Source organism: Exiguobacterium sp. s91 (genome assembly GCF_018618915.1).
Lineage (GTDB): Bacteria > Bacillota > Bacilli > Exiguobacteriales > Exiguobacteriaceae > Exiguobacterium_A > Exiguobacterium_A abrahamii.
The window spans coordinates 550,345-563,187 of the sequence record NZ_JACSMZ010000001.1 but is presented as its reverse complement, the minus strand read 5'-3'; the positions used below and the strand labels follow the sequence as shown (position 1 = coordinate 563,187).

General features: G+C 46.0%; 10 protein-coding genes and 1 other annotated feature. Of the genes, 6 read left to right on the top strand and 4 right to left on the bottom strand.

The genetic code is table 11. The features are described 5' to 3' along the window. Positions 1-110: 110 nt before the first annotated feature. A complete protein-coding gene (locus KNQ06_RS02800; protein WP_214723802.1) occupies positions 111-638 on the top strand; it encodes a biotin transporter BioY in 528 nt (175 codons plus the stop codon). A gap of 262 nt (positions 639-900) precedes the next feature. On the opposite strand, the gene tyrS is transcribed toward KNQ06_RS02800, so the two are convergent. Beyond that, a complete protein-coding gene (tyrS, locus tag KNQ06_RS02795; RefSeq protein ID WP_214771123.1) occupies positions 901-2,148 on the bottom strand; it encodes a tyrosine--tRNA ligase in 1,248 nt (415 codons plus the stop codon). Positions 2,149-2,204: 56 nt separating this feature from the next. Beyond that, positions 2,205-2,411 (bottom strand) — a binding site (T-box leader). A gap of 148 nt (positions 2,412-2,559) precedes the next feature. Between tyrS and KNQ06_RS02790 the strand changes: the two genes are divergently transcribed. Beyond that, positions 2,560-5,121, top strand: a complete 2,562-nt coding sequence (locus KNQ06_RS02790; protein WP_214771126.1) for a transglycosylase domain-containing protein — start codon at positions 2,560-2,562, stop codon at positions 5,119-5,121. Between the two features lie 46 nt (positions 5,122-5,167). On the opposite strand, the gene acsA is transcribed toward KNQ06_RS02790, so the two are convergent. Beyond that, complete coding sequence (acsA, locus tag KNQ06_RS02785) at positions 5,168-6,871, bottom strand: acetate--CoA ligase (protein WP_035396511.1); 1,704 nt, start codon at positions 6,869-6,871, stop codon at positions 5,168-5,170. Between the two features lie 146 nt (positions 6,872-7,017). On the opposite strand from acsA, the gene KNQ06_RS02780 reads away from it, so the two are divergent. From KNQ06_RS02780 to KNQ06_RS02765, 4 genes are all read left to right on the top strand, one after another. Beyond that, positions 7,018-7,650 (top strand): GNAT family N-acetyltransferase, encoded by a 633-nt coding sequence (locus KNQ06_RS02780; RefSeq protein ID WP_149427723.1) that lies wholly within the window; start codon positions 7,018-7,020, stop codon positions 7,648-7,650. A gap of 18 nt (positions 7,651-7,668) precedes the next feature. Beyond that, positions 7,669-8,301: an acetoin utilization AcuB family protein gene (locus KNQ06_RS02775; RefSeq protein WP_023469065.1), complete on the top strand. Its 633-nt coding sequence runs from the start codon at positions 7,669-7,671 to the stop codon at positions 8,299-8,301. Further along, entirely contained in the window at positions 8,298-9,491 is a 1,194-nt protein-coding gene (locus KNQ06_RS02770) for an acetoin utilization protein AcuC (protein WP_215147306.1), read from the top strand. Before KNQ06_RS02775 ends, KNQ06_RS02770 begins: the two co-directional genes overlap by 4 nt. A 105-nt stretch (positions 9,492-9,596) precedes the next feature. Continuing rightward, the gene (locus tag KNQ06_RS02765) at positions 9,597-10,352 is read left to right on the top strand and encodes a maltotransferase domain-containing protein (RefSeq protein WP_149427725.1); all 756 of its coding nucleotides are present in this window, start codon (positions 9,597-9,599) and stop codon (positions 10,350-10,352) included. 52 nt (positions 10,353-10,404) lie between these two features. Here the strand turns inward: KNQ06_RS02765 and ccpA are convergent, their stop codons facing one another. Beyond that, entirely contained in the window at positions 10,405-11,415 is a 1,011-nt protein-coding gene (ccpA, locus tag KNQ06_RS02760; protein WP_023469068.1) for a catabolite control protein A, read from the bottom strand. Between the two features lie 158 nt (positions 11,416-11,573). Then, a complete protein-coding gene (locus tag KNQ06_RS02755; protein WP_023469069.1) occupies positions 11,574-12,659 on the bottom strand; it encodes a bifunctional 3-deoxy-7-phosphoheptulonate synthase/chorismate mutase in 1,086 nt (361 codons plus the stop codon). Positions 12,660-12,843: the final 184 nt, after the last annotated feature.

The following is a 12,843-nucleotide window of genomic DNA, read 5'->3' as shown; positions in this document are numbered from 1 at the left end:
CTATGACTAAAATGTATACCTGGTCTTAAAAAAAGAGTGACGTCATTCATTCGTTTGTGTTAACCTTTAAATATAAATAGTTAACACAAACAGAAAAGAGGACTTCATTTATGAAAACAAGAGATTTAACATTCGTCGCCCTTGGTGCTGCCATCATCGCAGCCGTCAGTTCTTTGCCACAAATTCAACTTGTCGGCGCTGTTCCGATCACGCTCCAGATGCTCGCGATCATGACGGTCAGCGCGATTCTCGGCGGAAAACGTGGTGGACTCGCTGTCTTAATCTTCTTATTACTCGCAGCAGCTGGTCTACCGGTGCTTGGCGGAAAAGGCGGACTAGCCCCATTCGTCGGACCAACCGTTGGTTATTTGATTGCCTTTCCGATTGCTGGATTCTTCATCGGTCTTGTTGCTGAAAAAACGCGTCGCTTCGTTCCCCTCTTCATCGGGATGATCGTCTTTGGTCTTGGTTTAGTCTACTTGCTTGGAACATTTGGTCTAATGGCTGTACTCGATCTATCGTTCAAAGATGCTTTTGCGATTAACTATCCTTTCGTCTTATGGGATACGATCAAAGCTGTCATTGCCACGACGATTGCCGTTCGCTTGTTGCCACTCCGTTTATTCCGAACAGCTTAAAAATATGGGGCTGACTCATAAGTCAGTTTATACAAAGATAAGGGTGGCAGATTCATAATCTGCCACCCTTATCTCGTAAAAAGAAGAATGACTCGTTGCACGCAACTCCTACAGGAATAAGCGCATTTTTGCGCTGTCAGAGATAAACAAGACCCGCTTTCCTGCTGGAGTGAAGCAGGAAAACTGGCTTGTGTCTCGCCTGAGGAAAGGGCGTGAAAAGACGAGTCATTCTATTTTTGAGTTAACCCCATTTAATTGATCATCAAGCATGCTCGACGACGAAGTATTTTTTCTTTCCGCGACGTACGATCGTAAAGCGACCGATTGCATCAGCTTCCGTGATTTCTTTCGTTAAATCTTGCTCGCGTTCTCCGTTTAGGTAGATTGCACCGTTCGTGACGTCTTCACGTGCTTGACGTTTTGACGGACTGATCTTCGCCTCAACGAGAACGTCGACAAGGTTTGTCACTTCACCGAGTGTAAAGCGCGGCATTCCTTTGAACGCATCTTCGATATCTTCGACTTGCAACGATTTAATATCTCCACTAAAGAGTGCTGTCGTAATACGTTGTGCTTGTGTCAGACCTTCTTCACCATGGACGAGAACGGTCATCTCTTCTGCAAGACGACGTTGCGCGACACGCTTCTCTGGTGCTGCCTTGACTTCTTCTGCGAGCGCGTCGAGTTCTTCGTGCGTTAAGAACGTGAAGTATTTCAAGAACTTGATGACGTCAAGATCGTCAACGTTGAACCAGAATTGGTAGAACTCGTACGGTGACGTTTTGTCAGCGTCTAACCAAACCGCACCACCTGCTGTCTTACCGAATTTTTGACCGTCTGCTTTTGTAACAAGCGGTACCGTCAAACCGAATGCTTTTTCTTCATGACCCGCACGACGAATCAATTCCATCCCTGCTGTGATGTTCCCCCATTGGTCACTTCCTCCGACTTGAAGGCGGCATCCTTTGTCTTCGTAGAGTTTCAAGAAGTCAAACGATTGAAGTAACATGTATGAGAACTCAGTGAATGAGATCCCGTTTTGAAGGCGTGAGTCAACAGAGTCTTTCGCCAGCATGTAACTGACCGGGAAGTGTTTTCCGATATCGCGTAAGAAATCGATGATCGTCAAATCTTTCGTCCAGTCCAAGTTATTGGCGATCGTGACCGGGTTTTCTCCTTCAAGTGGTAAGAAACGTGACAACTGGTCCTTAATCCGATTCGCGAACTCTTCGACGATATCCGATGTATTCAACGAACGTTCTGTTGCGCGACCACTCGGGTCTCCGATCATTCCCGTTGCTCCACCAACGAGACCTACGACATGGTGACCTGCTTGTTGGAATCGTTTTAAGACTAAGATCGGCAACAAGTGTCCGATATGCAATGAATCAGCTGTTGGATCAAAGCCTGTGTAAAGCGTCGTTGGTGTCTCGAGTAATGTCTTCAATCCTTCTTCATCCGTCATTTGGTTAATTAAACCGCGAAATTCTAAATCCTCTAATAACGTCATTGTGTCTCCTCCTAAAGTTCACTTTTAACAATAAAAAACCGCCCCTTCGTCTAAGACGAAGGGACGGAAGATTCCGTGGTACCACCCTGATTGCCCTTTACATAAAAGGACCACTTGGTTCGTCGATAACGGGACGGACCGCTTGATTTCTCAAGAAACTCCTGGAAGCGTAATTCGTAAGTTCACTGTGTCCTAGTTCGCAGCACCACTAGGTCTCTGTCACAGGGAGTGACTTACTACTGTATTCCGATCACTGTTTAACGTAATATATGAAAATAAGATGGTTTCATGATACGTCGAAGACGAATCCGCTGTCAAGTCCGATTTCACTGGTGGATTTATGGTATAATACGTCTATCTGTGATTTAATATTAATTTACACCTAAGTTTAAGATGCAAAGGAGATCATTTATGCGCGAGAACTGGTTCAAGTTTTGGAATCACCCCCGGACGAAAGCCGTTCGGCACTGGTCGAATATCACATACGATGTTTCGTGGAACATCATTTTATTCCTCATCATAGCAGTCCTTCTCATCGGCAGCTTCTCTGTCGGAGCGGCTGGAGGATATTTCGCTTCCCTCGTCAAAGATACGAAAGCCCCACCTTTGACTGAGATGAAACAAGAAGTGAACAGTTATGCGGTGACAAGTCAAATTTATTGGGGAAGTGGCGAAAAGCTGACGAACATCTCAACGGATGAAGAACGTCAGCCGGTCGATATCAAGAACATCTCCCCTTATTTAATTGATGCGCTTCTATCAACGGAAGACGTAGATTTTTATCAACATGATGGAGTCGTTCCAAAAGCGACTTTACGAGCAGTCTTACAAGAATTGACGAATTCAGCGTCACGCACCGGCGGAAGTACGCTGACACAACAATTAATTAAAAACCAAATCCTGACGAACGAAGTTTCATTCGAACGGAAAGCAAAAGAGATCATCTTAGCGCTCCGCCTTGAAAATGCGATGTCAAAAGATGAAATTTTACAGGCATACTTGAATGTCGTCTCATTCGGACGAAATTCACTCGGGCGTAACATCGCTGGTATCGAAGCTGCTTCCCAAGGGGTCTTCAACAAATCAGCGAAAAAACTGACGTTACCACAAGCAGCTTTCCTCGCTGGTATTCCGAAAAACCCTTACTACTACACACCTTATCTACAAGGCGGTGTCGTCAAAAAAGACTTGACGCCAAGTGTCAATCGGATGAAGACCGTGTTGAAGCGGATGTATGTCGCAAAAAACATTTCGAAAGAACAATATGAAAAAGCAATCAAACACGACATCACGAAAGACTTCGCGAAACAGTCGAAACGTTCGCGTGACACGTATCCGTATGTCTATGATTTAGCAGAACGTGAAGCGACGAAGATCATGACGAAGTACTTGATGAAACAAGATGGTGTGAAAGAAGACGAAGTCAAACCGTCTGAACTGGCAGAAGTCCGGGCAAACTATCAAGATCAAGCACTGGTTGCACTCCGTCAAGGTGGATACAAAGTTCACATGACGCTAGATAAAAAAATTCATGAATCGATGCAACAACCTGCGAAGAACAACGGGAACTTCCCTGGTGGCATGCAGTACAAACAAGTCGTCGATCCAAAAACGAAAAAAACCGTTTCGAAACAAGATCCAGAAGAAACAGCAGCAGTCATGGTTCAGAATGAGACGGGGCGTATCCTCGGATTCGTTGGTGGACGTTACCTTGATGGAAAAGCCGATGATTTTAACCGAGCATTCCAAGCGAAACGTCAAATCGGGTCAACGGCAAAACCAATTCTCGTCTACTCGAACGGGATTGAAAATCGTTTGATCACTCCGGCATCTACTGTCAATGATGAAGAGTACTACTACCAGACCGTACCACGTCAACCAGGTGATCGTCCGATCAAGAACGAAGGTGGACGTTATCGTGGAAACGTGACGGTTCGTACAGCACTTGAACTCTCATTAAACGTACCTGCCGTTAAGATTTACGAGAAGATGAACATGTCGAACTCGATTCAAAAACTCGTCGATATGGGTGTTGAAGTACCGGATGCGATTCGTTATGCTCCTTCGGCGGCACTCGGAACGATGGAGATTACACCGGTCGAACTTGCTGGTGCTTACGCGACACTCGCCAACTATGGTGAATTCGTGCAACCATACGTCATTTCGAAAATTACGAAAGACGGAAAAGATATCTATAAAGCAAAACCGAAGAAAAAACGAATTTATGAACCACGAACAGCTTACCTGACACTTGATATGATGCGTGGCGTCTTCTCAAAAGGTACAGCAACGTTTGCAAAAGATCGATTGAACGTTCCTGGAGATTGGGCTGGTAAGACAGGTACGACGAACGATGTCAAAGACTCTTACCTTGTCGGTTCCACTCCTGGTGTGACGCTTGCCGTTTGGACAGGACACGATCAGAACAACTCGCTCATCGGTCCAACGACGTATTACCAACGAACACAAACGCTGTGGTCACAAATGGCGAATGCGACGTATGCCGCGAACAGTAGTTACTTCAAATCCGGTGCCCGCTTCACACAACCATCTTCTGTAACAGCAAACGACTTTAAGAACAGTGGTCGCTTCAAAGAAGAAGATAAGAAGAAAAAAGCGGAAGAGGCAAAGAAAAAAGCCGAAGCGAAGAAAAAGAAAGAAGCAGAAGAAAAGAAAAAAGAAGCAGACGCACAGAAAAAAGAAGAGCAACAGAAAGAACAAGATCAGGCGAAAGAAAAAGCGGAAGCTGATGCTAAGAAAAAAGCAGCCGACGACGCCAAGCGTGCTGCCGATGCAAAAGCAAAAGCCGAAGCAGAGGCAAAAAAGAAAGCGGAAGCGGACGCTAAGAAAAAAGAAGCTGATGCTAAGAAAAAAGAAGCGGACGCTAAGAAAAAAGAAGCGGACGCTAAGAAACAGCAAGAACAACAGAAGAAACAAGATGAAAAGAAAAACGATGCTGCTTCTGAAAACTAACAAAAAGGATGAATCACCTGTTGCGGTGATTCATCCTTTTTTACGTTCAATCTTCCATCGTCGACAGATCACCTGTTTCAAGATTCAACTCCCATGCTTTTAGAACACGGCGCATAATTTTACCACTTCGTGTCTTCGGCAATTTATCCCGGAAATCGATTTCTCTCGGTGCCGCGTGAGCAGCAAGCCCCTCTTTGACGAATGCTTGGATTTCTTGTTTTAGCTCATCCGTTGGCTCGTAACCATCACGCAAGGCAATGAATGCCTTGATGATTTCACCGCGGACTGGATCTGGTTTCCCGATGACTCCAGCTTCTGCGACAGCTGGGTGCTCGACGAGACGACTTTCGACCTCGAACGGACCAACCCGTTCTCCAGCCGTCATGATGACGTCATCGACACGTCCTTGGAACCAGAAGTAACCTTCGTCATCCATATAGGCAGAATCCCCTGAGACATACCATCCTTTAAAGAAATACGATTCATATTTCTGCGGATTGTTCCAAATTTGACGCATCATCGATGGCCATGGTGTTTTTAAGGCAAGGTTCCCCATCCGAAATGGCGGTAACTCATTTCCTTGATCATCAATGATCGCAGCCTGAGTTCCTGGAATCGGTTTCCCCATTGATCCCGGTTTGATGTCCATCGACTTGTAGTTACAAATCATCATCGCGCCTGTCTCCGTCATCCACCATGTATCATGGATCCGTTGATCAAAGGCTTCTTTCCCCCAACGAATGACTTCCGGGTTCAACGGTTCTCCGACAGACAATACATGACGAAGACTTGAGAGATCATGATGATTTGCAACATCCGCTCCTGCTCCCATCAACATCCGGAAAGCCGTTGGTGCGCTATACCAGACCGTTACCTTGTACTTCTCGATGACACTGTACCAGAAATCCGGATTGAAGCGTCCACCGACGACGATGTTCGTCGCGCCATTCAAGAATGGTGCGAAGATACCGTAACTTGTTCCTGTGACCCACCCCGGATCAGCCGTACACCAGTAGACATCATCTTCTTGGAGATCAAGTACCCATCGGCCTGTCATTAAGTGCTGAATCATCGCATTTTGAACGTGGAGGACACCTTTTGGTTTCCCTGTCGATCCTGAAGTGTAGTGCAGGATCAATCCGTCTTCACGATCTAACCAGACCGGTTCGAATACATCGGATGCTTGCTCGAACGCTTTGCGGAAATCGAGTAATGTGTCCGATTCTTCGACATCTTCGTCGACAAGTACTACCTTTTCAAGTGATTCCAGTTCCCCAACTGGAACACGTGGGAGCAATGCCTTCGTCGTCACGAGTAACTTCGCTTCAGAATCAAGCAAGCGATCACGGACCGCTTGTTCCATGAATGCTTCAAATAACGGACCGACGATTGCGCCTACCTTCAGTGCGCCAAGCAAGGCAAAATACAATTCCGGTGAACGTGGCATGAAGATGAAAATACGGTCACCCGTTTTGACCCCTGCATCGACTAATACGTTTGCCGCTTTATTCGTCAATCGTTTCATATCTGCATATGTGAATCGTTGTTCCGTCGTTCCATCGAAATAGATCAGCGCATCCTTGTTCGCCCGCTCGCCTTCTGCGTGGCGGTCGATTGCTTCATGAGCCATGTTGACTTTCCCCGTTGTCGCCCATGAAAAGTACTGCTCAGCATCTTTCCAGTCGTACGTGTTCGTTTCATCATACTCTGCTAACCAATGCTTCCCCGGAAGCGCTTTCAAAACTTTCATGTCTCGTTCCTCCCCTTCTATGTTTTCCTCTTTATTATAAGCTAGTTATCCGTCAGTTCAATCCATTTGCCGTCAATTTGTTAAAAAATCCCTCTCTTTGCTCAAGCGCTTTCGTCTATAATGAATAGGAAGGTGGTGACGCTTACATGTTTGAAAAACAATTCAATCATCGGACGCATGAAACATCACTCGGTCCTGTTGACATCGAAGGTCCCGTACCGAGTCAAACACTAGCAATGTATACACTCGATTCAGGGTTGACGGCTTTTCGTCCACCCGCTGAACAACATCAAGCGCTCGTTGAGATTGCAGACCTTGAGGAAGGACGGATCATCGTCGCCCGTCAAGGAACGGAAATCATCGGTTATGTGACTTACTTATACCCTGATCCATACGAAACGTGGAGCGAAGGAAACAATCCGTACATCTTGGAACTCGGAGCGATCGAAGTCTCCTCTCGGTTTCGCGGACAACAGATCGGTAAAAAATTGCTTGAAATCTCTATGCTCGATCCAGCTATGGAACACTATTTGATTTTAACGACTGAATATTATTGGCATTGGGACTTAAAAGGGAGCGGACTATCGGTCTGGGATTACCGAAAAATCATGGAGAAGATGATGAACCATGGTGGTCTTGTCTTCTTCCCGACCGACGATCCGGAAATCGCCTCCCATCCTGCCAACTGCCTGATGGCGCGTATCGGAAAACACGTCTCACCTGAAGTCGTCGCTCATTTTGATGCGCTACGCTTGAGAAGACGTTTCATGTATGACTGAGCTCGAGGAGGAATCGTCATGTTAATCGAACAAATCATGAATACGACGTGCATCACGATGCAACCGACGAATTCCATCGCGCATGCGGTCGAACTCATGCAACGTCATCAGATTCGTCATGTTCTTGTCGTCAATGCCCGCCATGAACTCGTCGGTCTTGTCGGACTAAAGGAAATTCAAAGCGCAAGTAGTATCTTTCATCCGGATACGGCAAAACAAGACCTACAGTATCCGGTCTCAAGCATCATGATTGAAAGTCCTGTCACGGCTCACCCGCTCGATTTTCTCGAAGATGCGGCTGTGCTGTTTTATGAATATCGATTGACGTGTCTGCCAATCGTCCGCGGTCGACGCCTTGTCGGTGTCGTCACGGAAACGGATTTGTTGCGGACATTCGTTCAATTGACGGGTGCACTCGAACCAAGTTCTCAAATCGAAATCCGTGTTGAGAACACTGCTGGAACATTAGCAAAGATTGCCGCACTGCTTGCCAAAACGAATATCAATATCTTAAATGTACTCGTATATCCAACAGACGATCCGTATGTCCGGATCGTTGCGTTTCGTGTCCAGACGATGAATCCGATTCGGATCATCGAAAAGTTGCGCAAAGAAGGATTCGATGTACTTGGACCGGATGTGAGCAGATGAAGGATTTTGCCTATCTGTACAGTCCTGAAGAGGCGACTTATCGGTTTTCGGAGACACATCCATTCAATCCGATTCGCCTCGAATTAACGGTTTCTTTGCTTGAAGCGATGCATCAATTAGATGACATTCCTTGTATCGCGCCACGTCATGCGACTGATGAAGAATTGTCACTCGTTCATGATCAGGATTATATTGCTGCCGTCAAAGCAGCCGGGACCGGAGCATTAACGCCTCTGAAGGCACAGATGTATGGTCTTGGGACAGAAGACACCCCTTTGTTCCAGGGGATGCATTCGGGCGCTTCTCTCCTTGTCGGCGGCACGATCGAAGCATGTGACCTCGTCTTATCTGGTCAATATAAACGGACCTTTCATATCGGTGGCGGATTGCATCACGGATTCCGTGGGCGTGCCTCTGGTTTTTGTGTCTATAACGATACCGCTGTCGCCATGGCAGCCATGATTGAAAAATATCACTGTAAAATTCTTTATGTCGATACGGACGCTCATCATGGCGATGGAGTACAATGGGCCTTTTATAATCGAAAGGACGTCATGACATTGTCTCTCCATGAGACGGGTCGCTACTTGTTTCCAGGAACGGGAATGGTGACGGAACGAGGGTCTGAAGAAGGATATGGATTTAGCTGGAACGTGCCACTGGACGCCTTTACGGAAGATGATTCGTTTTTACTCGCTTATGAGACGGCACTCTTTGAAGCCTGTGAATTGTTCCAACCGGATCTCATCATTACGCAAAATGGTGCCGATGCACACGCGCTTGATCCATTGACTCATTTATCCTTAACGATGAAAAGTTATGAGCAGATCCCTCAAATCGCCCTCGCTGCAGCAAATAAATATACGAATGGAAAAATCGTTGCTTTAGGAGGCGGTGGCTATGACTGGTATCGTGTCGTCCCCCGCGCGTGGAGTCAAGTTTTTGCTGCCATGACCGGACAAGCTCCGTTTCGTGGAGAGATTCCTACTTCATGGCAAGAACGTTGGAGTGGACAAGAAACACCCCCACCAACACACTGGCATGATCCAACACCACTCTACCCCGCCATTCCGCGACGACCTGAAATCGAAGAAAAAAATTGGGAGACCGTCAAACGACTAATTTGGCCGTTCGTGAGCGATGAGCGTAAAAAACAATTGACTGCGACTTCCCCTTACTCCGTTGATTAATCGACTTTATATCTTCACATTTATTTCGTTCGGAGTTCACAACTTGTTGCTATACTAAATATGGAATTTTTACCTAGTAAATGAATAATAGTTGGGGGAATCATCATGAAAAAGGCATGGCTTTATTCCGGTCTTATTCTATCGACGGGGATCGTACTCGCAGGGTGCGGTAATGAAAAACAGGCAATGGATCACGATAACATGCAAGGGTCAGGAAAACCGACGGTCGAGGTCAACGTCAATGTTCCGGCCAAGACAATGGAAGAAGATAAAGTTGTTTTTAAAGCGTCAGCTGTCGAACAAAAGAAACCAGTCAATCTTGAGGACGTGACATTTGAAGTTTGGGAAGCCGGAAAACAAGACGGTGCCCATCAAAAGTTCAAGGCAACCTTGAAAAAGACGGGTTCTTATCAAGCAGAAGCTAAGCTTGCTGAAGGTGAGTATGAAGGACTGTATCATATCAATGATAAAAAAGGACTCCATCATATGGATAAGATCTCATTCGTCGTCATGGATCATTCACATGAAAAAGAGGAAGCATCGCACGAGCATGGACATGATCACGAAGCCGTCGACGGTCTGTCTGTCCATTACATGGGCGCAACAAAAGCGAAAGCTGGTGCTGAACTTCCCGTCTCCTTTCATGTTTTCCTCGATGGGAAACCGCTAAAAGCGAACGTACAAGTGGAAGTCATTGAAACGGGCATTGAAAAGCATAACTACGTTCCTCTAGAAAAAAAGGGCGATGCCTACAGCGGGAAAGTGACATTGACTGCACCTGGTCAGACGACGGTTCGACTCCATGTCGAAAATGACCAACTCCACCATCACCAAGATGAACTTATTACCGTCGCGAAATAAAAAACGTCCCTTTTTTCAAGCAGCTTGCTTGAGAGAAGAGACGTTTTTTCGATTAAGGACGTGTCGAATCCCGTTGTTCGATCCGGTGTGGTAACGTGACATCGTTCGTTTCAATTTCTTCTTTGTTCAAGATTTTCGTCAATAGACGCATCGAGACTGCTCCGATATCATACATCGGTTGAACGACAGTCGTCAGTTTCGGACGAATCATCGTCGCAAGACGTGTGTTATCGTGTCCGATGACTTCGAAGTCTTCCGGTACACGGTGTCCAGCATCCTGTAAGGCATGGATGACACCAAGAGCCATCTCATCCGTTCCAGCAAAAATCGCGCGTGGGCAATCTTCTCCAAGTTCAAGCAATTGATTCATCGCCTTCATTCCTGAATCATACGTATAGTTTCCAAGGACGACATTTTGCTCGTTAAACGGAAGATTTGCTTCTTCGAGTGCTCGGCGATAACCCGCAAATTTCTTTTCACCATTGATTTGCTGTTCGAGTGGTCCAGTGATGAATCCAATCCGTTCATGTCCACGGTCGATCAAAGACTTAACAGCATCGTGCGCAGCACTCTCATAATCGATGTTGACGGCAGGAAGATCATAATCTTGATTCAACGTCGCAGCAAGAACGATCGGAACTGGTGATGTTTTGAACTCACGAACGAGATCCTCATGCAAACGTCCGCCCATGAAGATGATTCCATCCACCTGTTTTCCGAGTAATGTATTGAGCAAATGAATCTCTTTTTCCCGGTTTTGGTCGGAGTTACATAAAATGATGTTATATTTATACATTGTCGCGACGTCCTCAATCCCGCGTGCTAAATCCGCAAAGAAGATGTTCGAGATATCGGGCACGATGACACCGACCGTCGTTGTTTTTTTACTTGCCAGTCCACGGGCAACAGCGTTCGGACGATAACCAAGCTGTTCGATTGCGTCTTGGACCTTCTTTCGTGTAGATGGTTTGACATTCGGGTTTCCGTTGACGACACGCGATACGGTCGCCATTGAAACAGCAGCCTCTCGCGCGACATCGTAAATCGTAATATTACTATTCAAAACAAATTCCTCCTTTAGTATGATCCATCTCAAGTGTTTTCATTTCGTTTTCATTTTTAGGCAACACGAAAGGAAGACAGGAAAAGATAGTTTTCTTTTCCCATTCTTCCTTCATTGTAAAACGTTTTCATTCGCTTTAGGTTACCCTTTTTCGGAAATCATTGAACGTTTAGTGCCGGAAAGGTAGTCGTCAAGTTTTCGATGAACGTATCGAATTCTTGGAAATCGAGTTGTTGGTTCGCATCAGACAATGCAAGTGCTGGGAACGGATGGACTTCGACCATGACAGCGTCTGCTCCAATCGCGTATGCCGCTTTTGCTGTTGGCAAGAGTAAATCCTTACGTCCTGTCGAGTGCGTGACATCGACCATGACAGGGAGATGCGTCTCTTGCTTCAGAATCGGAACTGCCGAGATATCAAGCGTGTTCCGTGTTGCACGTTCATACGTCCGAATGCCACGCTCACATAAGATGACTTGATCGTTACCACTCGCCATGATGTACTCAGCCGCGTACATGAATTCCTCGAGCGTTGCAGAAAGACCTCGTTTTAAAAGAACCGGTTTATTCGTACGACCGACTTCCTTGAGTAAATCGAAGTTTTGCATGTTGCGTGCGCCGACCTGGATGATGTCGACATATGGTAAAGCAGATTCAACGGCGCTCGGTGTCATGATTTCAGTGATGACATGCAAACCGTGCGCGTCCGCTGCTTTTTTCAACATCTTTAGACCTTCGAGTCCTAGACCTTGGAAGTCGTAAGGCGATGTACGTGGTTTGTACGCTCCGCCTCGCATGAACTTCACGCCGTGTTTCGCGAGCTGTTCCGCGACCTCAAATACTTGTTCTTCGCTCTCGACCGCACACGGTCCAGCGATTAATTGTTGCGAACCGTCTCCGATGACGGCATCTCCGATCCGGATGATCGTATTCGTCGGTTTTTGTTTCCGTGATACGAGTAATTTCCGAGTCCGATCTTCTCCTTGTAATTCGAGAGAAGCTTTGAAAATTTCTTTAAATACATGCTGAAGGCGTCCTGTTTCAAAAGGTCCATGGTTATTAGCGGCAATTGATTCGAGCATTTGACGTTCTCGAACAGGGTCGTATCGATCAAGCCCTTGTGCTCGTTTGACTTTTCCGATTTCAACGGCAATTTGACCTCGTCTGTTCATCAATTCCAATAATTCTGCATTCACTAAATCGAGTTCATCACGTAATCTTTTTAATTCTGCATGTTGATCCATGTCCTACCACTCCCTAATCAGCATATAGCTCGTAATAGCAACTAATTATAGCGAACTCTTTCCCTGTTGTACATAAAGAAGCTGCATGATTTCTTAAAATATGAAAATAAATTACGTTTTTTCATATAATTTTTTTGTGTTTTCTCTATAAGGAAACATAGAAAAAGAGCCCTCGTGATGAGAG